Source organism: Salmonella sp. GDC200615, assembly GCF_050574145.1.
GTDB classification, from domain to species: Bacteria; Pseudomonadota; Gammaproteobacteria; order Enterobacterales; family Enterobacteriaceae; genus Salmonella; species Salmonella enterica.
On sequence record NZ_CP192247.1, the window covers coordinates 3,932,688 to 3,954,284 of the forward strand.

Sequence of the window (21,597 nt, forward strand, 5' to 3'; positions counted from 1 at the left end):
GTTTTCTCCTTTAGACCTGCTCTGTGACAGGAATATTTTTATCTGCAGGGCAGTAACAGCGGCCCCCGGCTGAGTGTCACCGTTTCCGGCAGGGTGAGTCTGCACTGCACCCGGCCATCCCAGGACACATTCAGGGTCCGGCGGTCTTCCCCGCTGAGACCTGTCAGGTAGGCCAGACCGCCATCTCCGACCATCCCCGCGGTTCTGCCGGTTTTCCCGGACACCACCAGGGCGCCAAACGGCGGACTTGCGCCATCAGCCAGCCGGATATGACCGAGCACCTGCTCCCCCTGGCTGGCGTCAATCTTCCGGTAGCCCACCGCGCCCTCCGTCAGTACCTGACTGATGACGGAGCTGCTGACGTCCACGTCCTCCGGCAGGGCGGCCACATCAACCGAAATATCGCTGCGGCGATAGCTGCTGCCGGCGCTCACCACGCCCACCCCGAAGCGGTTGGTCACCCCGCTGTTGCCGTTCACCGGCACACCGGCCACGTCTCCGGTATCTATCATCATGCGGGGCTCATTCCCGGCCATCGACTGGCTGAAAGCGGCACCGTGGGCGGTGGCAGTCACCGAGCCGTACCAGCTCAGGCCCAGGCTGCGGTACTGTCCGGGCTGCAGGGTGGCGTCCGCTGCCGCCTGGCCCCACGGCAGACGGCTCTGCACGCTGCCGCTGAAGCTGCTGTTGCTGCCGGTGTCATAACGGTTATGACCGGCGCTGATGTTCCATGTAGTGTCCGGGTTATGGAAATCGCTGTAATTCACGGTCTGCTGCAGGCCGCCCCGGTTATCTTTCTGTACGCTGTAACTCACCTGGCGACTGTCTCCCCACGGGATACTGATGGTGGCGTAGACCTGGTTCTGGCTACCCCCGCCGGTGTACTGGTTACGGGCAAACGACACCGAGGCCGAGAGTCCCTGAAGGTCGCCGAGACTGAACACCTTGTTGAGGCTGAGCATGTAGTTATTGTTGGACTGTGCGTTCCAGTAATTGAGCCGGCTTACCGAGAGGGCCGCGCTCATGTTGAGTACCGGAACGGACTGGCTATAAGTCACGGTGTAGCTCTGTTTTTCATGCCATGCATCGCCGCCGTCAGTGGTCCGACGCTGCAGGTACTCCGGCATGGACAGAAAATGGCGGTCCGAGAAGCGGTATCCGACGAACGCCAGGGTACTGCCGGTTTTATCAAACGTTTTGGCATAGTTGATACGGTAGCTGTAACCGGACTGCTTCTGCCCATGCGGCAACCGCGCATCTGAGCGGGTGACGTCCGCAGACAGAGCGCCCAACAGCCCCATATTCTGGCCGATCCCGAGCGCCGCGGACTGGTAGTCGCCGGTGGAGGCAATGAGGCCGCCATACAGCGACGTGTTGTTAAATGCTCCCCAGGTGGCCTCCCCGAGCAGAAAGTCAGGGCTGACCGTGCTGTTGTTATGCGTCCCGCCGTACAGCGGACGTCCGGCGGCCACCTTATAGCGAACCTATCCCTGGCGTGCCATAAAGGGGACGCTGGCCGTGTTGACCTGCCAGGTCCGGACGCTACCGTCGCTTTCCCGGACGCTGACATCCAGGTTGCCGCTGATATTCTGGCTCAGGTCGGGAAGCTCAAAAGGCCCCGGCGACACCCGGGTCTGGTACAGAATGCGACCATTCTGGCTGACGGTGACCTGTGCATTACTGTTCGCAATGCCGCTAATTTTCGGGGCATACCCCTGAAGAGAGGGCGGCAGCATGCGCTCATCGCTGGCCAAAGTGAGCCCGGCAAAGCGGAAGGAGTCAAAAATAGCGGAGCTGAGGTACGTCTGTCCGAGCGTCAGTTTTGAGCGCAGTGCTGGCAAGGCACGGAACAGATACGTCTGCGGCAGATAAAAATCGGACTGTGATGCGCCCTGCCCACTGTCAAAACGGCTGTACTGGTAATCGCTCCGCAATCGCCAGGCGCCGAGATTAAACCCGGCGGTGCCGTAGAGGCTGTAGCTGGTAGAGGTTTCCCCCTGCTGCGGCATATAGCGGTTGACCATCAGGCTGTAATCAAGCAGGCCGGCGGTGACGCCGTCGCTCCAGCGTGAAGGGGGCACCCAGTCCGGGTCCTGATAACGCATCCAGGCCTGGGGAATAATGAAGGTCAGACGCTGATTTTCAGCGCTGTACCGTACCTGACTGTCAGCGGAGCGCAGCTCAAGGCATTGCCCGTCCGGGATACCGGTAACGGGTTTCAGGCCATGAATAATCTTATCCTTAAGACCCAGCATGGCCACCATGTCTGTTGTCACACAGATGACGGCCGCGTCGCGTCCGGCAACCGGTACAACCCTGACCGGATACTGTTCCCGTACCGGCTGGTCATTGAGCCAGATATCGAGAATATAGTTACCGGGCGCCACATACCCCTCGCGGCTGAAGGCCGTGAGGTCCACGTTAGACAGGTTCCCGCTGTCCAGCAGGCTGGCATTGAACTCCGTGGCCTGCGACTTCAGGACGGAAAATGTCAGGGTAATCAGAATGGCAAGCCGGGTAATTTTCATGGCATGGCGCTTTCGTGTTGTCGTCCGTGTAACAGACAGCCCGCAGGCACAGTCAGATATAAAAGCCGTCCGATCCCCTCCGTGGACGGCTTCTCCCTGTCGTTATTTACCGCGTGAAATCACAGGTATTTCAGGGTGTAGGTGACGGATGCGTTGAAGTCACCGGGAGTGACGCCATTATCCAGTGCTATTAGTCGGGCAAAGAAGTTGAGTTCGTTGTTTCCGGCCTGCAGTTGCTGAGCGTCGCCATCCGGCATCGGGGTGTTGGGATCGATAATTGTGGCGTTGTCACTCTTCAGTAGCTGGACACCAACATGCTGTGCGATACCGCTGGTGGTGTAAGCCTTTTTGCTGGTATTCGCTGCGCCAGAGAAAGATACGGTTACTTTGGACATTTTCCCTGAGGAGCCAGCTGTGTCCGGGGTATTCGGATCGAAAGCACAGTTCTGTAGATGAATGATGAACGGTTTTGATTCCGTAGTTGCGTCGGCGGTATTCAGTTTACGGTAAGAAATCTGTCCAAACGGAACGGTGATCGCATCGTCGCCCGGTGCGATATCACAGGGGGAGTTGGTGATGGTGCCAGTGAAGGTAATTTTACCTGAGCCGAACGGGCCTGCTGTGGGTGGATCGACTGCATATACAGAAGCGCCATACATCATACCGGCAGCCGCCATGGCAAGTATTATTTTATTACGCATAGATAATATGTCCTTTGGGTAAATGAGAATTATTTTGCAAAGGCTGAAAACAACTCTGAGGGTATTAATGAAAGCGTTCAGAAAAGATTCGTATGAATAATAAACGCCTGGTGTTAAACGAAGCACCTGAACTTTCCATCGAAAAATATTGATTTCAGCTAATGCCTAATCAGTTGTAAGAAAATTCTTATTCAAATTAAAACAATAAAAATAGATCGATACGATCGATGATTATGATCGTAATTTAAGAATAATCATCAAAGAAATACTTTTTAATGTAATTATAAGCGGGTGAATACCTAACAGACAGATATTCGCAGCGGACATGAAATATTTTGTAATATATTATCGGGAATGTATGTTTTGCTTTTCCATTACACTGGATATTTACAAAACATAATACTAATCATATATAACAATGAAATTACTGGTAGCATAAAAAACTGGATATAACGCAAGCAAAAGGCATTTAATTCCAAAACATTAACTTAATAAATCATTATGAACCACCATAAGTGGAAGGAATAAAAAATAATAAATGAAATGATATTCTTCTGTATTTGTGATGAGCATCACAATAGATATAAATGCAGGTACCCTGACATTTCTAAACTTCGCGGATGAAATTTAAAAACAATGCCGACAGCAAAGAACAAACTGGTAATAGCTGTCAGACATAATGCTGCCTGCTGTAATGTATACAGCAGGCTGGGGGATATTAATGCGCGGCGTCGTGCTGCACGGAGTGCGTGGGTGATTCCTGAACTGACTGAGAGTCTACAACTATGCCATCCTGAGCTGATTTCAGTAATAGACCTGCCTGATAGTATTTTCCTTCGTTCATCAAGGAAAGCGCTGTGGTCACATCCTTACGGGTTTGCTGAAGAGGAATGAGTTCCTGATTTTCAATAACACTGACGCCTGCTAGTTTCAGGGCCTCTATAGTCCCTTTTTTATCTCCTTCTTTCATTTTCTGGTTTGCTTTATTAATAGCATCATTTTTCTGGCCCGCAGGGAGATAATCTTCTGCTACCGTAATCGATGAATTTATCCGAATATAGTGGTCTCCTTCAACTGGGGCTTTTTTATCTGATTTGACATACAGATTCCAGTCAGTGCTGTCATCGTTCAGGAGTTTTTCTGCTTGCGCAGCCAGTTGTTCCGCCTTTTGGGTGCGACCATTAAACAACTCGAATCGCGACATTCCGATATCACGCATGGCCTGCCAGGCCTGTCCGGATATCTTGTCATTATTCAGAGTAACGTTATCAGTCATGTTTGTTGCGGCCATAATATTTCCTGAAAACAGGATAACCATCAGCGCAACGCCTGGCATAATATGGCTTTTCATAATCCATCATCTCCACAAAGTAACATTTTTTATCGGATTATCCTATTCAGAACCGGTAACCCACGCCAAGATTAAAACCATTGCTATTAAGGCTTCCGCTGTTATGGGTAGCATCAAAATCCGCTCCCTCATAACCCAGAGTTATAGCGACACTACTGACCGAGGTATAAGCCACGCCAGCAGAATAACCATATCCGACCTTACTGTCAGACTCATTTATCCCGTGATCACGCTGATGCAATAATACGGGGCCCACTTGACTATACAGACTTAACTGGTTATTTATTTTCCATGAGGGGCCTGCAAGCAGGGAGTAATAACGGGTTGTTACACGACCATTACTGCTTTCATCGGAATAGCGCTGGCTTCCATTTAGCCATGCAAATGAGGTTGTCAGCCCCCAGTCCGGTGACATTTCATAGTTGTTTGCCAGCCGTACCCCACGCAACGTCCCGGCGTGATTAGTATGGGACTGGGCGTATCCAAGTGAAAATGTACTGGCATTATCGTCTGCCCATACCGGACTGGCTGCAGCAGACAGCAGAACAATACCGGCACTTCCGGCTAATAGCATTTTGTTCATCTTCTTCTCTCCGGTTATTTTTACCTGATGCCTTACTGGCATGTATTAAGTTAAAATCTTTCCGTGATAACAAACTATAAATAAATCTTTTAAATTATGAGCGCTGTTACGCCAGCAAATACCTTTATCTCCGGCTGTCGGGAGGCTATTCACGAAAATATATCCAGGCCAGAAACAGAATTTAATAATAAATAAACTGAAAAATAAAAACTGACCAAAATAGAAGTTCACTGATATATACCCAAAATAATTCGAGTTGCTTAAAGGTGGCAAGGGAGTGAGTCCCCGGGAGCATAGATAACTCTGTGACTGGGGTGAGCGACAATTCTGCCGGGAGCAGATTTGAACGTCGCGTGCGACGGCCCGTCAGGGCGAGGCCCATGGATGGACCGAGTAATCCGTAGCCAACACATAAGCAACTTGAAGTATGAAGGATATATAACGGGAAAGAAGGCATATCGGCCTGGTAAATCAACGTCTGTGATTTAAGTTGCAGGAAACGGCTATGGAGAGGGGGGGGCGGCAGTTATCGGGCAGTAACGGCATTGTTCAGTGAGTATCCAGGAAACAAAAAAAGAAGGGAGCGGTACTCCCTTCGTAAACATGTCAGAATACGACATTTTGGTACTCTTTTATTTATTATCTGGCCGTAAAAGTTATGCTGTTGGCAGATATCTCCAGTCAACATAAAAAAATACCACCAGCTAAAAATGTGATGCAAACCACCATTAAGCAGCTAACCAAATTGACTGTGCCACTAAATCCGGAAAAGAGTTTGAATCCGGGGATAACATCTGATGCAGAAATTAGCACCAGTCTTCGATTCGGATACCCGGAATGCGTTCAAATTCGCGGAGATTGTTTGTGACGACGACCAGTCCGCGGCTACCGGCATGGCCAGCAATCATCTGGTCATAAGGCCCGACAGGTGTTCCCTTGCGGGCCAATTCGGCACGGATTTGACCGGTATGTATCGCTGCCTGTGTATCGTAATCCAGAACCTCAAGGCGGGAGATAAATCCCTCCACGACGGCAAGATTACGCTCCGGCGCCAGGCTTTTTTCAGCACCGTAAATCAGCTCCATTAAGGTGATGGAGCTGATACACATTCGGGATGTATTGAGGTTGAAGCGTTCTCTGATGTGTTCGGGCTTATTTTTGATGGTGAAAATACAGGTATTGGTATCAAGCATGAATTTCAGCATCAAAATCCTTCCCGTTCCTGTACTGCGGGTTGTTCTCTGGTACTCATAAAATCAGTACTGGCGCCTTCGCCATCGAACCAGCTGTCCCAGGATTCTCCGACTGGAGTAATGATTCTGCTTCTACCAACCGCAATGATTTCGACATGTTTCACATCCTCCGGAAAGGATATCGATTTAGGCAATCTGACTGCCTGGGTCCGGTTACTAAAAAAAAGTGTTGTGTGCATAACTGCCTCCTTTCTGGATATACAACGCGTATATCCATTATGAGTAGAGGCGATGTATATGTCAAAGAGATATACAGGAAAAAATAATCCAGTCGCTTAACGCGCACTCCGCAGGGCATCCTTGTCCAACCCCGGCAATCGGGGAAAACGAGTTTCCCCGACTCCGGCATTTCTGAATACATCCAATGAAGGAAATACCATGCAAACAATGCATAAAAAACATATGTGCCGATGGCTTCTGCCCGGTTTGCTCGGTCTGGCTCTGTGTGCGCCAGTACCACATACTTACGCAGCCATCATTGAGGCAGGATTTTATCCGGAAGGTACAGATCTCCAGCTTGTTCTTAAGATAATTGAGACCGCGCGACAGGAAATCCGTCTGATGGACTATTCCTTCACCTCTTGGGAGGTGGTCCGGTTCGAACATTCAGTGAGTACAAAATTCTCCATGTCAAAGTGATCGTCAGCGACGACCGCCACACCGAGGTGGACGCGTCAGAATCGCTGATCGGACACGTCGCAATCTACACTCTGACTTATAAGCCAGCCTGAAGGGGCATGTTGGCTTTGACGATCAGGCAAAAAACAACGGCGAATAAAATAAAGTCGTATGATGATCTTCACATTTATCATCATCAGCGTTCATATTACTCAACCTGTAATCAACCTCTGGCGTTTTTCTGTATTCATCACAACCATTTCCGGTAAAGGTAAAAAAGGGATTTGAACCTTTCCGGAGATGATAATGAAGGTAAATACATGGACAATTTTGCTTATGTCGGCGCATCTGACGGCCTGTGCCGTCCCTGGCACAGAAAAATATCAGACCAGCATGGACAGCGTTACGGCAGAAAAAATAAGCCGGATTATCCAGTCGGATGTCATTCCTTATAAAGGCGAAAACCATGGAGAAGTTATCAGCCGCGTATCGTCTGCTTTTCTCGGAACACCTTATCAGGCGGATACGCTCATCGGTGGGCCCGGCATCCCCGAAGTCCTTGTAGCGAATTTCAACGGCGTGGACTGCTTTACACTGGCTGATTACGTTGAAGCCCTGGCCCGCAGCGATAATCAGAAATCGTTTCTGCATAATCTTGCCAGGACTCGCTACGCCGCGGGCAAAGTTGCTTATCTCAGCCGCCGGCACTTCTTCTCTGACTGGTTCGCCGCAACACCGCGTAATGCACGGGATGTAACGCCGGATATCAGCCCTGATTATGTCGTTGTTGACAAGCAGCTTAACCATAAACCTGATGGCGGCGAGTACATTCCTGGTCTGGGCATCCATCCTCGTAAAATAAACTACATTCCCGGAAGAGCCATCAACCAGCAGGTCATGAACCACCTAAAAAACGGGGATTATATCGGTGTCTACTCCCCGCTTGACGGGCTGGACGTTTCACATGTGGGTATCGTAGTTCGCCATGATGAACAGGTGTGGTTCAGGAACGCCTCCTCATTGGCCGCAAACAGAAAAGTGGTGGATACACCGTTTATGGAATACATGCATTCCAGACCGGGCATCGTTGTGTTGCGGGCTGAATGATAAAGTCATTACCGGAGTCACCAGCTGATAATAGCCGTCCGACATAGGTATTGAAACCCTGTGTACTGTGGGGCCGACACGGAAAATTGCTGTAAATTCGTGGTTTTAGTAAATACTAGAAGATATTTGTCTGGAGCGGGCGAAGGGAATCGAACCCTCGTATAGAGCTTGGGAAGCTCTCGTTCTACCATTGAACTACGCCCGCTTTGAGATGCGTAAGGCATTATAAACCTTACGCTCTGGTTGGCAAGAGACTTACTGGCTGACTGGCGATTAATTCGCCGTCAGCACTTCGGTTTACTCCCCTGCGGCGGCAGATAACGCAGCGGATCGATGGCCGTCGCCCGGTAGCGAATCTGGAAGTGTAGTCTTACGGATGCAGCATCCGTGCTGCCCATCGTAGCGATTTTTTGCCCCGCTTTAACGCTTTGTCCATTATTAACCAGCATGGTGTCATTATGAGCGTAAGCCGTAATGTAATCTTCATTGTGCTTAATCATGATGAGATTGCCGTAACCGCGCAGCTGGTTCCCGACATAGACAACTTTACCCGCTCCCGCCGCATAAACAGGCGTTCCGCGCGCGCCCGCAATATCGATCCCCTTATTTCCGCCCTCCGCGGTGGAATAAGGTAAAATCACTTTACCGTTAGCAGGCCATACCCAACAACGCTGCCCCACCGGCGGCCAGGAGGATTTTGGCACCGAAGATGACGGTCTGACCGCAGCAGTTTTTGTTGCTGTTTTATTGCTGGTTTTGCGTGTTGAACTGCTACTCTTTGCGCTGCCGCGTACTTTAATTAGCTGCCCCACCTCAATAGTATAAGGCGGAGAAATGCCATTCAGTCGGGCCAGTTCTTTCACGCTGGTTCCCGTAGCGCGCGATATACGATACAACGTATCGCCGCGCTTAACGGTATAGACGGAGCCGGAATACGTTCCTGAGCCGGAATTACTGGAACACCCCGCCAGCAGCAGCCCTGTGCATAACAGCACCGCAATACCCAGGCTATTTTTGTTCAGGCGTCCTGCGCTCAAAACCATTCCTCACTCTATTGACAGACGCCTTATGATAGCAGCCAAATGCCGTATGCCCAATCCATTGACGCCGGAAAGGGTCCGCGTGGATGATGATGCCGCGAATATCCGATATGCCAGCATAATATCGACTCACGGCACAATGGCGCTCGTCTGCGTTCTGTCAGGGCCTGTTTTGGTAATGCCTTTCTTTCTGTTATGCGCTACGCTGATCGTCTGAGTATATGGCCTGGCCATGCTGCCGGGTCATTTTAATTTTCAGGAGCTTTCATGACTGAGGAACATGTCGTTTTATTGGATGAGCAGGATAAGCCTTCCGGCACACTGGAAAAGTATGCGGCTCATACGCTTAATACGCCTTTGCATCTGGCTTTCTCCTGCTGGCTATTTAACGAAGATGGCCAGTTGCTGGTAACACGACGGTCGCTGAGCAAGAAAGCCTGGCCAGGCGTGTGGACGAATTCGGTTTGCGGTCATCCGCAACAAGGCGAAACCACCGAAGAGGCGATCATCCGCCGTTGTCGGTTCGAACTCGGCGTGGAAATTACCGATCTCACCCCCGTCTATCCGCACTTCAGCTATCGAGCGACAGATCCAAACGGTATTGTGGAAAATGAAGTCTGTCCGGTATTTGCCGCGCGGGCAACCAGTGTGTTACAGGTTAACAGCGAAGAGGTGATGGACTATCAGTGGAGCGAATTTAAAAGCGTATGGAAAAGCCTTCTCGCTACGCCGTGGGCATTTAGCCCGTGGATGGTCATGCAAGCGTCAGACGAACAAGCGCGTGAACGACTGCTCAATTACTGCCAGCGTTAAAAATTGCCTGATGGCGCTACGTCTGAACGAAGAGATGCCGGATGGCGGCTAATGCCCCATCCGGCAATTTACATCTTATTTCACCGGACGCATCGCCGGGAACAGAATAACGTCGCGAATCGTGTGGCTGTTAGTAAACAGCATCACCATACGGTCGATACCAATTCCCAGACCCGCTGTCGGCGGTAACCCGTGTTCCAGCGCCGTCACGTAGTCTTCGTCGTAGAACATGGCTTCGTCGTCGCCCGCCGCTTTTGCATTAACCTGATCCAGGAAACGCTGCGCCTGGTCTTCCGCATCGTTCAACTCGCTAAAGCCATTACCGATTTCACGACCGCCGATAAAGAACTCGAAGCGGTCAGTGATTTCCGGGTTCACATCATTACGACGCGCCAGCGGAGACACTTCAGCCGGATATTCGGTGATGAAGGTCGGCTGAATCAGATGCGCTTCAGCGACTTCGTCAAAGATCTCGGTGACGATACGGCCCAGACCCCAGCTTTTCTCGACGTGAATGCCGATGCTTTCAGCAATCGCCTTCGCGGAATCGAAGTTGTCCAGATCAGCCATATCCGTTTCCGGGCGATATTTCTTGATCGCTTCACGCATGGTCAGTTTTTCGAACGGCTTACCGAAGTCAAACACTTCATCACCGTACGGAACCTGGGTGGTGCCCAGAACATCCTGCGCCAGCGTACGGAACAGAGACTCCGTCAGCTCGATCAGGTCTTTGTAGTCCGCATACGCCATATAGAGTTCCATCATGGTGAACTCAGGATTATGGCGCACGGAGATGCCTTCGTTACGGAAGTTACGGTTAATTTCGAATACGCGTTCGAAGCCGCCAACCACCAGACGCTTGAGGTACAGTTCCGGCGCGATACGCAGGTACATGTCCAGATCCAGCGCGTTGTGATGGGTGATAAACGGACGGGCAGACGCGCCGCCTGGGATCACCTGCATCATCGGGGTTTCGACTTCCATAAAGCCGCGAGCAACCATAAACTGGCGAATACCGGCCAGGATCTTCGAACGGGTTTTGAAGGTGTTACGGGATTCATCGTTAGAGATGAGATCCAGATAACGCTGGCGATAGCGCGCTTCCTGGTCCTGCAAGCCGTGGAATTTATCCGGCAACGGACGCAGCGCTTTCGTCAGCAGGCGCAGTTCGGTGCAGTGGATAGACAGCTCGCCGGTTTTGGTTTTGAACAGCTTACCTTTCGCGCCGAGGATATCGCCAAGATCCCACTTCTTGAACTGCTCGTTGTAAACGCCTTCCGGCAGATCATCGCGCGCCACATACAGCTGAATGCGGCCGCCTACGTCTTGCAGGGTAACAAAAGAGGCCTTACCCATAATACGGCGAGTCATCATACGGCCCGCGACGGACACTTCAATATTCAGCGCTTCCATTTCTTCAGCTTCTTTCGCGTCAAACTCTGCGTGCAGTTGGTCTGAGGTACGGTCACGACGGAAATCGTTCGGGAACGGGATACCCTGCTCACGCAGTGCAGCCAGCTTCTCGCGACGTGCCTTCATTTCATTGTTAAGATCGACTACCTCGTCAGCGCCCTGTGCGTTTTGTTCAGACATGTTGATTCCTCATAGCCCTGCTTTCAAACTTGCTTCGATAAATTGATCCAGACTACCGTCCAGTACCGCCTGTGTATTGCGGGTTTCCACCCCAGTACGCAGGTCTTTAATGCGGGAATCGTCCAGGACATAGGAACGAATCTGGCTTCCCCAGCCGATATCGGACTTAGTGTCTTCCATCGCCTGTTTTTCAGCGTTCTTTTTCTGCATCTCCAGTTCATAAAGCTTCGCTTTCATCTGCTTCATGGCCTGGTCTTTGTTTTTGTGCTGCGAACGGTCGCTCTGGCACTGCGTCACAATCCCGGTGGGAATATGGGTGATACGCACGGCGGATTCCGTACGGTTAACGTGCTGACCGCCTGCGCCAGACGCGCGATAGACGTCGATACGCAGATCCGCCGGGTTAATGTCGATATCGATATCGTCGTCCACTTCCGGGTACACAAACGCGGAGCTAAACGAGGTATGACGGCGACCGCCGGAGTCGAACGGGCTTTTACGCACCAGACGATGTACGCCAGTTTCAGTGCGCAGCCAGCCATAGGCATATTCGCCGGAGATTTTGATAGTCGCGGACTTAATACCGGCGACGTCCCCTTCCGATTCTTCAATGATTTCCGTCTTGAAGCCGCGCGCTTCCGCCCAACGCAGATACATACGCAGCAACATGCTGGCCCAGTCCTGCGCTTCAGTACCACCGGAACCGGCCTGAATATCGAGATAGCAATCGGCGCTATCGTACTCGCCGGAGAACATCCGACGGAATTCCAACTGCGCCAGTTTCTCTTCCAGCGTATTCAGTTCCGCGACGGCTTCGTTAAACGTCTCTTCGTCGTCAGCTTCTACCGCCAGTTCCAGCAGCCCGGAAACGTCGTCCAGCCCCTGAGTCATTTGATCAAGCGTATCGACGATCGCTTCGAGCGATGAACGCTCTTTTCCCAGCGCCTGCGCGCGCTCAGGTTCGTTCCAGACATCCGGCTGTTCCAGCTCGGCGTTTACTTCTTCCAGACGCTCTTTCTTAGCATCGTAGTCAAAGATACCCCCTAAGAACGTTGGTGCGTTCCGTGAGGTCCTGAATGCGGTTATTCACCGGGTTAATTTCAAACATGGTCTGATTTCTTTTATTTGACTTGTCAAAATGCGGTTATAAGGGCGAAATATTAGCGGATTTCGCCCCTTAATTACAGCGAAAGTGTTGTTAAATCGCCCCGATCATAGCGGCCAAATATCATCGATAATAATCTGTAAACTACGGTTGCCGCGAAACTCGTTAATGTCCAGTTTATAAGCCAGTTCTACCTCCCGCACGCCGTTATCCGGCCAACAGGTCGTATCAATATTAAATGCGATGCCATCCAACAGCGGGCCGCCGCCGACAGGCTCCACCATCACCTTGAGGTGACGCTCGCCCACCAGACGCTGCTGTAGCAGACGGAAACGACCATCGAATAACGGTTCCGGGAACATTTGCCCCCACGGTCCGGCATCCCGCAACAGTTGCGCCACTTCCATAGACATCTCCGCCGCGCTTAATGGACCATCGGAGATCACCTCGCCTTGCAACAGGGCAGGATCGAGCCATTCCGTCACCAGCTCGCCAAACCGTTGCTGAAACTGCTCGAATTTATGCTCTTCCAGCGACAATCCCGCCGCCATCGCATGGCCGCCGAACTTGATCATCAGATCAGGGTAAAGGGTATCCAGCCGTTCCAGCGCATCGCGCATATGCAGCCCCTGAATCGATCGGCCTGAGCCTTTTAGCGTGCCGTCGCCCGCAGGCGCAAAGGCGATCACCGGGCGGTGAAAACGCTCTTTAATGCGCGACGCCAGAATTCCGACCACGCCCTGGTGCCATTCAGGATGATACATCGCCAGACCGCCCGGAAGCGTTTCACTACTGCGCTCAAGCTTTTCGCACAGGATAAGCGCTTCCGCCTGCATCCCCTGCTCTATTTCTTTGCGCGTCTGGTTAAGCGCATCCAGCTCGCTGGCCAGAACACGCGCTTCGCCGAGGTTGTCGCACAACAGTAACGCCACGCCAACGGACATATCATCCAGCCTGCCGGCGGCATTCAGGCGAGGCCCCAACGCGAAGCCTAAATCACTGGCGGCAAGCTGCTGCGGATCGCGATTCGATATCTCCAGCAACGCTTTAATTCCCGGACGGCATTTCCCGGCACGAATACGACTTAGCCCTTGCCAGGTCAGAATACGGTTGTTAGCGTCCAGCGGCACAACGTCTGCTACCGTTCCCAACGCCACTAAATCCAGCAGCTCCGCCAAATTCGGCGGCGCAATGTTGCGCTCGTCGAACCATCCTTTGTCGCGCAAAAATGTTCGCAACGCCAGCATCAGGTAAAACGCCACGCCGACGCCCGCCAGCGACTTAGACGGGAATTCGCAGTCGCGCAGATTGGGATTAATAATCGCTTCGGCCTCCGGCAATGTATCGCTAGGCAGGTGGTGATCGGTCACGATCACCGGAATCCCCAACGTCTTTGCATGCGCTACGCCGGCGTGGGATGAGATGCCGTTATCTACGGTGACGATAAGCTGCGCGCCGCGCGCCTTCGCCTGATCGACCACTTCAGGGCTTAAACCGTAGCCGTCCTCAAAGCGATTAGGCACCAGATAACTGATGTTGTCACATCCCAACGCACGCATTCCCAATACGCTTAGCGCAGTACTGGTCGCGCCGTCGGCGTCAAAATCGCCAACAACAATAATGCGGATACCTTCGCGAAAGGCGTTGTAGAGGATCTCCACCGCGTTATCTATGCCGCTAAGCTGTTGCCAGGGCAGCATTCCTTTCACGCTGCGCTCCAGTTCGCGGGCGCTACGAACGCCCCGGCTGGCATATAAACGTCGTAGTAATGGAGGAAGATCGGCGGGGAGTTCCGCCGTCTCATCAGCCTCGCGCCGACGAAGTTGTCTCTGTTGTTTCACGCGTATTATTTACCACTGGTCTGTTTTTGATGCTCATCAAGAAACGCTTTCATCTCTTTCGGTCCCTGATAGCCAGGCACCACATAGCCGTTACTCAATACAATGGCTGGCGTACCGCTGACGCCCAACTGCACGCCCAACGCATAATGATCAGCAATGTTCACGTCACAGCTTGCCGGTTTCACGCCCTTACCTGCCATGGCGTCATCAAACGCTTTGTTTTTGTCTTTGGCGCACCAGATAGATTTCATATCCTGCTCCGCCTGGCTTTCCAGCCCCTGGCGCGGGAAGGCCAGATAACGTACCGTGATCCCCAGCGCGTTATAATCTTTCATCTCTTCATGTAGCTTATGACAATAGCCGCAGGTGATATCGGTAAAAACAGTAATGACATGTTTCTCATCCGGCGCTTTATAGACGATCATCTCTTTTTCCAGCGCATTTAGCTGGCTCATCAGCAGTTTGTTCGTCACGTTTACCGGATGCGCGCCGCTCACGTCATACATCGGCCCTTGAATAATATGTTTGCCGTCATCAGTGACGTACAGTACGCCGCTGTGAGTGAGGACGGTTTTCATCCCTGCCACTGGCGAGGCCTGAATTTCCGTACTCTGAACGCCCAGCTTAGCCAGCGACTGACGGATAGCCGCATCATCCGCATGGGCCACGCCTGAAAACGCCGCCGCCAGTAAAGTGAACATCATAAAACGCTTTTTCATAAACTATCCTTTCCTGTCAGCACTCATGCCCGCGGATGGTGCTGTTGATGAAGTTGACGCAAACGCTCCGTTGCGACATGCGTATAAATTTGTGTCGTCGAAAGATCGCTATGCCCAAGTAGCATTTGTACAACGCGCAAGTCGGCACCGTGATTCAGCAAATGCGTGGCGAAAGCGTGACGTAAAACATGCGGCGATAGTTTTTCGCTATCGATTCCAGCCAGTACCGCATAATGTTTAATACGGTGCCAGAAGGTCTGCCGCGTCATCTGCTGCGCACGCTGGCTGGGGAATAATACGTCAATCGATACGCCATTGAGTAACCAGGGACGCCCATGCTCCAGATACGTTTCCAGCCAATATACCGCCTCTTCACCTAACGGCACCAACCGCTCTTTATTGCCTTTACCGATAACCCGCACCACGCCCTGCCGCAGACTGATATCGCTCATTGTCAGCCCCACCAGTTCCGACACGCGCAAACCGGTGGCATACAGCACTTCCAACATAGCTTTATCGCGCAGCTCCAAAGGTTGATCAATAAGCGGCGCCTGCAAGAGCCGTTCAACCTGCGCCTCGCTAAGATCTTTCGGTAAACGCTGCGGAAGCTTAGGCGAGGCCAACTGCGCGCTCGGATCATCCTCACGATACTTTTCACGGTACAGATGCTGGAAAAAGCGCCGCATAGCGCTTAACAGGCGTGCGGAGCTGGTCGCTTTGTATCCGCCCTCCACCCGTTCAGCCAATAGCGTTTGTAAATCATCAGCCTGCGCCGTCGCAAGCGTTTTTCCGCGATGATGCAACCACGCAACGACCATCGATAAATCGCGACGATACGCGCTTAATGTATTTTCCGCCAGATTTCGTTCCAGCCACAGGGCATCCAGAAACTGCTCAATACGCGCTAAATCCTGTTCCATTCGCGCTCCCTACTTCACGCTTACTTTTGGTGCATTATGCCTCATTGTGCCGTGAATGCAGTGATTCTGTTACACTACCCGCAACGCTATAGCAGAATCGAGATGTAACGTAATGAACATGGGTCTTTTTTACGGTTCCAGCACGTGCTACACCGAGATGGCCGCAGAGAAAATTCGCGATATCCTCGGCCCGGAGCTGGTGACATTACATAACCTCAAGGATGACGCCCCCGCCTTAATGGAGCAGTACGACGTGCTCATTTTAGGCATCCCCACCTGGGATTTTGGCGAAATTCAGGAGGACTGGGAAGCCGTCTGGGAGCAACTGGACGATCTCAATCTGGAAGGCAAAATCGTTGCGCTTTACGGTATGGGCGACCAGCTCGGCTACGGCGAGTGGTTCCTGGATGCGCTGGGTATGTTGCATGACAAACTTGCCCTCAAAGGCGTTAAATTTGTCGGCTACTGGCCCACAGAAGGCTACGAATTTACCAGCAATAAACCGGTCATTGCGGATGGGCAACTGTTTGTCGGCCTGGCGCTGGATGAAACGAACCAGTACGATCTCAGCGATGAGCGTATACAGACCTGGTGTGAACAAATTCTCGGCGAAATGGCCGAACACTACGCCTGAAACCTTACTCGCTGTACTTCCCTCTCGACGGAACCGCGTTTACGCCGTTCCGTTAGTGTTGGCCTGATATCGGCTGCTGTAACAGTATCCGACGCAACTCACGCCATTCCGCTTCTTCCATGCTATCCGCCGCCAGCCATAAATGCTGATGACGTCCAGACTCTGCGCGTAAACGCAACACCATCCCGCTCTTCAGTAACCAGGGCGGACGCAAGAGCGTCCAGTCCTGCCCCTGCCAGCGTAAGCGCCCGTCCATGAGTAGCTTGATCTCTCCCTGGCAGGTATTAATCCTGCGCTGGCTACGTACACAGTCAAACACGACCAGCGACAGTAGTATCATCCATAACGGGGTATAACTCAGCGGCCAGGGCATCAATAAAATCACCGCGGCAACCAGCCCATGAATGAGCAATGAGATCCACTGAGCGCGCCATGAGACGCGTAAATCAGATTGCCACAGGACCACGTTCCCGATTCCGTGTCTGAATGAGTCGGACCATCTGTTCCAGTTCAGCGTCAGCCGGTTTACCGTGATTCATTAACCAGTTAAATAAATCCGGGTCGTCACTCTGCAACAAACGGACAAAAATACGCTTTTCTTCATCACTTAAACTATCGTACTCATGTTCAAAAAACGGCATGATGGAAATATCAAGTTCGCGCATACCGCGACGACATGCCCAGTGAATACGTGCTTTATTGTGAATATCCATGTTCTTCCTGCCTCGCGAAAATGAAGTACCGGGCTATTGTAACGTGTTTTTGGCGTTGTTTTACGGGAATCTCAGTAATCTGGAACGCGATCGCGAAATAAAAGGCTGGGAATCAATATGTTCATCCGTTTTGGATACCGCCTCGCAAAACGATCAATCCGCTCTCAATGGGCTATTTAAAGCACTTGCAATGACCGATGGCTCTTTTACCATTAACCATTATTCTTGCAGCTAACCAGGACATTATTTATGGCTTTTATCTCCTTTCCACCACGTCATCCTTCATCGTCAGCCCGCCTGCCGCTGACGCTGATCGCGCTTGACGACTGGGCGCTGTCGACCATTACCGGCGTAGACAGTGAAAAGTATATTCAGGGCCAGGTCACCGCTGACGTAAGCCAGATGACTGAACAGCAACACCTTCTCGCCGCCCACTGCGATGCTAAAGGTAAGATGTGGAGCACTCTGCGCCTGTTCCGTGAGCGCGACGGTTTCGCCTGGATTGAACGCCGTAGCGTGCGTGAAGCGCAATTAACGGAGCTGAAAAAGTACGCCGTATTTTCCAAAGTAGTCATCGCGCCAGATGACGAACGCGTATTGCTTGGCGTGGCAGGTTTTCAGGCCCGCGCGGCGCTGGCTAATGTCTTTAGCGAACTGCCCAATAGCGAAAATCAGGTGGTCAGAGACGGCGCCTCCACGCTGCTATGGTTTGAACATCCTGCGGAACGATTCCTGCTTGTCACCGATGTCGCGACGGCTAACATGTTAACGGAGAAGTTGCATGGCGAAGCCGAACTGAATAACAGTCAACAGTGGCTGGCGTTGGATATTGAAGCAGGCATTCCGGTGATTGACGCGGCGAACAGCGGTCAGTTTATCCCCCAGGCGACTAACCTACAGGCGCTGGGCGGCATCAGCTTCAAGAAAGGCTGCTACACCGGACAGGAGATGGTCGCACGGGCAAAATTCCGCGGCGCCAATAAACGCGCGCTTTGGTTGCTGGCGGGCAAAGCCAGCCGGGTACCGGAAGCAGGAGAAGATCTGGAGCTACAGATGGGCGAGAACTGGCGTCGTACCGGCGCTATTCTGGCGGCGACGCAGTTGGACGATGGTCAGTTACTGGTTCAGGCCGTCATGAATAACGATTTAGAAGCCGAAAGCGTCTTCCGCGTTCGCGACGATGCCAACACCCTGCATATCGTCCCGCTGCCCTACTCGCTGGAAGAGTGATATCACGTTAAAAGCCGGATAGCCTGATAGCGCAACGCCATCAGGCTCGCACGTGCTGTTCTCGTAGGCCGGATAAGGTACGACAGCGCCGCCATCCGGCACGGGCATCCGGGAATTATGCCTGTCCCACATACAAATAGATGGCCAGGAAGTGGCACACGCTGCCGCCCAGCACAAAGCCATGCCAGATGGCGTGGTTATAAGGTATGCGTTTGCAAACATAGAAAATTACGCCTAGCTAGTAAACGACGCCACCTACCGCCAGCAGCGTCACGCCGCCTATCGCCAGCTTAATCGCCAACTGATAAACCACTATCAGCGACAGCCAGCCCATTGCCAGATACGTAACCAGTGAAAGCACTTTAAATCGGTGCGCAATCGTCAACTTGAAGAGGATACCGAATAGCGCCAGGCTCCAGATCACAATCATTAGTCCGCGCGCCAGCGGCGAATCCAGACCTACCAGCAGAAATGGCGTATAGGTTCCGGCAATGAGCAGATAGATAGCGCAGTGATCAAATTTCTTTAACCAGATTTTTGCCCGCTGATGAGGAATGGCATGATAAAGCGTTGAGGCAAGAAAAAGCAGGATCATGCTCCCGCCATATAAACTGTAGCTGGCGATAGCCGTCATACCCGCATTCGCCTCTACCGCCTGAACCAACAACAGCACCAGGCCGACAATACCAAATACCAATCCAATGCCGTGGCTAATACTGTTGGCGATTTCCTCAGCCAGCGAATATCCCTGCGTCATTAATGGTTTTTGCACCATAACTTACTCCGGAGAAACGTTCATAACGATGAACTTCGCCTCTAGCGTAACTGAGAATGGTTCCAGTGAACACATGTTAGCTAAAATAAATTCGCAAAATTAAATTTTCTTTCTTATTCAATAATTTAATCACAGAAACTCAACTAACACGCGTTCATATTTATCAAAAGCATTTAAAATCAATCACATAAAATTGCGTCTGGTTGGGATAGATTTCAGCAATGACCCGTTTTAGCTCATCAAGCGACATATTTTCCTGTTGCGCATGTTTTTCGTTCAGCGTATCCAGCGTCACAGTTGACGTTCCTGTCACTTCAATTGTGCAAAAATAGCCATCATCTTCGAACCGCCCCACGCGTAGCACATCGCCTGCTTTAAAGTGGGACTCGGAGGCATCACGAATAGTGATGGTTTTACGCCCTGCCAGAATATCATTCTGGAAACGTTGAAAGAAAGTAATGTCGTTTGGCTGCATGTGGTTATCCCTTGAATATGCCCCGTTGAAGTGAATGTTACGATCTGAATATGTTCTTGTCCCGACACGCGAGCACCCTGGAATTTTGCGTACGCTTTACATGTCATTTGGTGCAGAATGAATGATAACAGACTAAATAAATTGAGATTATGCAACAATGAGAAAACTCACCTTGCCAAAAGATTTTTTATGGGGCGGCGCGGTTGCTGCACACCAGGTTGAAGGCGGCTGGAATAAAGACGGTAAAGGCCCCAGCATCTGCGACGTGCTAACCGGCGGCGCACACGGCGTGCCACGCGAAATCACCCAGAATGTCGTTGCTGGCAAATACTATCCGAACCACGAGGCGGTGGATTTTTACGGACATTACAAAGAAGACATCCGTCTTTTCGCCGAAATGGGGTTCAAATGCTTCCGTACCTCTATTGCCTGGACGCGTATCTTCCCGAATGGCGACGAATCCCAGCCAAACGAGGCCGGTCTGAAATTCTACGACGACATGTTTGATGAGTTACTCAAATACAACATCGAACCGGTCATCACCCTTTCCCACTTTGAAATGCCATTACATCTGGTACAGCACTACGGCGGCTGGACCAATCGTAAGGTCGTTGATTTCTTTGTCCGTTTTGCTGAAGTCGTGTTTGAACGCTACAAACATAAGGTCAAATACTGGATGACCTTCAACGAAATTAACAACCAGCGAAACTGGCGCGCGCCGCTGTTTGGCTACTGCTGTTCCGGCGTGGTGTATACCGAGCATGAGAATCCAGAAGAAACCATGTATCAGGTCTTACATCATCAGTTTGTCGCCAGCGCGCTGGCGGTAAAAGCGGCACGTCGCATTAACCCGCAGATGAAAGTGGGTTGTATGCTGGCGATGGTCGCGCTGTATCCTTTCTCCTGTAAACCAGAAGATGTGATGTTTGCTCAGGAGTCGATGCGTGAACGCTACGTCTTTACCGATGTGCAGCTGCGCGGCTATTACCCGTCCTATGTGTTGAACGAGTGGGAGCGCCGCGGATTTAACATCAAAATGGAAGATGGCGATCTTGAAGTGCTGCGCGAAGGCACCTGCGATTATCTTGGTTTCAGTTATTACATGACCAACGCGGTCAAAGCCGAAGGCGGTAGCGGCGATGCGATTTCCGGTTTTGAAGGCAGCGTACCGAACCCCTATGTTAAAGCATCTGACTGGGGCTGGCAGATTGATCCGGTGGGCCTGCGTTATTCATTGTGTGAACTGTACGAACGCTATCAAAAGCCGCTGTTTATTGTCGAAAACGGTTTTGGTGCTTACGACAAAGTAGAAGAAGATGGCAGCATCAACGACGACTACCGAATTGACTACCTGCGCGCCCATATTGAAGAGATGAAAAAAGCGGTGACTTACGATGGTGTCGACCTGATGGGCTACACGCCGTGGGGCTGCATCGACTGCGTGTCGTTCACCACCGGTCAGTACAGCAAGCGCTACGGCTTCATCTACGTGAACAAGCACGATGACGGTACGGGCGATATGTCGCGTTCGCGTAAGAAGAGCTTCAACTGGTACAAAGAGGTGATTGCCAGCAACGGCGAGAAGCTTTAACTCCTGC

At 51.6% G+C, this 21,597-nt stretch carries 20 protein-coding genes, 1 tRNA gene and 2 pseudogenes; 6 read left to right on the forward strand and 17 right to left on the reverse strand.

Annotated features, from left to right (window positions below; all coding sequences use genetic code 11):
• Positions 1-38 precede the first annotated feature (38 nt).
• From stdB to vapB, 6 genes and pseudogenes are all read right to left on the reverse strand, one after another.
• Positions 39-2,528 (reverse strand): annotated as a pseudogene (gene stdB, locus ACQ29O_RS19030) (fimbrial outer membrane usher protein StdB).
• Between the two features lie 119 nt (positions 2,529-2,647).
• Positions 2,648-3,229: a fimbrial protein gene (locus tag ACQ29O_RS19035; protein ID WP_001747403.1), complete on the reverse strand. Its 582-nt coding sequence runs from the start codon at positions 3,227-3,229 to the stop codon at positions 2,648-2,650.
• A gap of 718 nt (positions 3,230-3,947) precedes the next feature.
• Entirely contained in the window at positions 3,948-4,580 is a 633-nt protein-coding gene (locus ACQ29O_RS19040) for a YfdX family protein (RefSeq protein WP_000835265.1), read from the reverse strand.
• 46 nt (positions 4,581-4,626) lie between these two features.
• Positions 4,627-5,163 (reverse strand): STM3031 family outer membrane protein, encoded by a 537-nt coding sequence (locus ACQ29O_RS19045; RefSeq protein ID WP_001747404.1) that lies wholly within the window; start codon positions 5,161-5,163, stop codon positions 4,627-4,629.
• Positions 5,164-5,969: 806 nt separating this feature from the next.
• A complete protein-coding gene (gene vapC / locus ACQ29O_RS19050) occupies positions 5,970-6,368 on the reverse strand; it encodes a tRNA(fMet)-specific endonuclease VapC (RefSeq protein WP_000911336.1) in 399 nt (132 codons plus the stop codon).
• Positions 6,368-6,595: a toxin-antitoxin system antitoxin VapB gene (gene vapB, locus ACQ29O_RS19055; RefSeq protein WP_000557549.1), complete on the reverse strand. Its 228-nt coding sequence runs from the start codon at positions 6,593-6,595 to the stop codon at positions 6,368-6,370. The genes vapC and vapB overlap by 1 nt, the downstream gene beginning before the upstream one ends.
• Before the next feature lie 208 nt (positions 6,596-6,803).
• On the opposite strand from vapB, the gene ACQ29O_RS19060 reads away from it, so the two are divergent.
• A complete protein-coding gene (locus tag ACQ29O_RS19060; RefSeq protein ID WP_001576352.1) occupies positions 6,804-7,055 on the forward strand; it encodes a hypothetical protein in 252 nt (83 codons plus the stop codon).
• A gap of 279 nt (positions 7,056-7,334) precedes the next feature.
• Positions 7,335-8,141, forward strand: a complete 807-nt coding sequence (locus ACQ29O_RS19065) for a DUF1460 domain-containing protein (protein ID WP_001574939.1) — start codon at positions 7,335-7,337, stop codon at positions 8,139-8,141.
• A gap of 131 nt (positions 8,142-8,272) precedes the next feature.
• On the opposite strand, the gene ACQ29O_RS19070 is transcribed toward ACQ29O_RS19065, so the two are convergent.
• Positions 8,273-8,346: transfer RNA gene (locus ACQ29O_RS19070), tRNA-Gly, on the reverse strand.
• A 79-nt stretch (positions 8,347-8,425) separates the two neighbouring features.
• Positions 8,426-9,184 carry an amidase activator ActS gene (actS, locus tag ACQ29O_RS19075; RefSeq protein WP_020937168.1) on the reverse strand — a complete coding sequence of 253 codons (759 nt, stop codon included), beginning with the start codon at positions 9,182-9,184 and terminating at the stop codon, positions 8,426-8,428.
• A gap of 264 nt (positions 9,185-9,448) precedes the next feature.
• On the opposite strand from actS, the gene idi reads away from it, so the two are divergent.
• Positions 9,449-9,994, forward strand: coding sequence for an isopentenyl-diphosphate Delta-isomerase (idi, locus tag ACQ29O_RS19080; protein ID WP_000133994.1), 546 nt, complete (start codon positions 9,449-9,451; stop codon positions 9,992-9,994).
• Positions 9,995-10,069: 75 nt separating this feature from the next.
• On the opposite strand, the gene lysS is transcribed toward idi, so the two are convergent.
• The 5 genes from lysS to xerD form a co-directional block, all read right to left on the reverse strand.
• Positions 10,070-11,587, reverse strand: coding sequence for a lysine--tRNA ligase (lysS, locus tag ACQ29O_RS19085; protein ID WP_000003342.1), 1,518 nt, complete (start codon positions 11,585-11,587; stop codon positions 10,070-10,072).
• Positions 11,588-11,596: 9 nt separating this feature from the next.
• Positions 11,597-12,695, reverse strand: a protein-coding gene (gene prfB / locus ACQ29O_RS19090) for a peptide chain release factor 2 (RefSeq protein WP_102047854.1) whose coding sequence is annotated in 2 segments (ribosomal slippage) — positions 11,597-12,619 and positions 12,621-12,695 — 1,098 coding nt in all. Because the reading frame shifts where the segments join, the coding sequence is not laid out codon by codon here.
• A 104-nt stretch (positions 12,696-12,799) separates the two neighbouring features.
• The gene (recJ, locus tag ACQ29O_RS19095) at positions 12,800-14,533 is read right to left on the reverse strand and encodes a single-stranded-DNA-specific exonuclease RecJ (RefSeq protein ID WP_000813390.1); all 1,734 of its coding nucleotides are present in this window, start codon (positions 14,531-14,533) and stop codon (positions 12,800-12,802) included.
• A 5-nt stretch (positions 14,534-14,538) separates the two neighbouring features.
• A complete protein-coding gene (gene dsbC, locus ACQ29O_RS19100; protein ID WP_000745614.1) occupies positions 14,539-15,252 on the reverse strand; it encodes a bifunctional protein-disulfide isomerase/oxidoreductase DsbC in 714 nt (237 codons plus the stop codon).
• A 23-nt stretch (positions 15,253-15,275) separates the two neighbouring features.
• The gene (gene xerD, locus ACQ29O_RS19105; protein ID WP_000434302.1) at positions 15,276-16,172 is read right to left on the reverse strand and encodes a site-specific tyrosine recombinase XerD; all 897 of its coding nucleotides are present in this window, start codon (positions 16,170-16,172) and stop codon (positions 15,276-15,278) included.
• 112 nt (positions 16,173-16,284) lie between these two features.
• Between xerD and fldB the strand changes: the two genes are divergently transcribed.
• A complete protein-coding gene (gene fldB / locus ACQ29O_RS19110) occupies positions 16,285-16,806 on the forward strand; it encodes a flavodoxin FldB (protein ID WP_001055885.1) in 522 nt (173 codons plus the stop codon).
• Positions 16,807-16,858: 52 nt separating this feature from the next.
• Here the strand turns inward: fldB and ACQ29O_RS19115 are convergent, their stop codons facing one another.
• Positions 16,859-17,272: a protein YgfX gene (locus ACQ29O_RS19115; protein WP_000244756.1), complete on the reverse strand. Its 414-nt coding sequence runs from the start codon at positions 17,270-17,272 to the stop codon at positions 16,859-16,861.
• Positions 17,253-17,519, reverse strand: coding sequence for an FAD assembly factor SdhE (gene sdhE, locus ACQ29O_RS19120; RefSeq protein ID WP_000351186.1), 267 nt, complete (start codon positions 17,517-17,519; stop codon positions 17,253-17,255). The genes ACQ29O_RS19115 and sdhE overlap by 20 nt, the downstream gene beginning before the upstream one ends.
• 249 nt (positions 17,520-17,768) lie before the next feature.
• Here sdhE and ygfZ point away from each other — a divergent pair, with 249 nt between their 5' ends.
• Complete coding sequence (gene ygfZ, locus ACQ29O_RS19125; protein WP_000874176.1) at positions 17,769-18,749, forward strand: tRNA-modifying protein YgfZ; 981 nt, start codon at positions 17,769-17,771, stop codon at positions 18,747-18,749.
• A gap of 115 nt (positions 18,750-18,864) precedes the next feature.
• On the opposite strand, the pseudogene trhA reads toward ygfZ, so the two are convergent.
• Together trhA and yqfB are read right to left on the reverse strand one after the other, a co-directional pair.
• Positions 18,865-19,524, reverse strand: a pseudogene (gene trhA, locus ACQ29O_RS19130) (PAQR family membrane homeostasis protein TrhA).
• A 163-nt stretch (positions 19,525-19,687) separates the two neighbouring features.
• The gene (yqfB, locus tag ACQ29O_RS19135; protein WP_001182975.1) at positions 19,688-19,999 is read right to left on the reverse strand and encodes a N(4)-acetylcytidine aminohydrolase; all 312 of its coding nucleotides are present in this window, start codon (positions 19,997-19,999) and stop codon (positions 19,688-19,690) included.
• 157 nt (positions 20,000-20,156) lie between these two features.
• On the opposite strand from yqfB, the gene bglA reads away from it, so the two are divergent.
• Positions 20,157-21,590 carry a 6-phospho-beta-glucosidase BglA gene (gene bglA, locus ACQ29O_RS19140; protein WP_001230141.1) on the forward strand — a complete coding sequence of 478 codons (1,434 nt, stop codon included), beginning with the start codon at positions 20,157-20,159 and terminating at the stop codon, positions 21,588-21,590.
• Positions 21,591-21,597 lie beyond the last annotated feature (7 nt).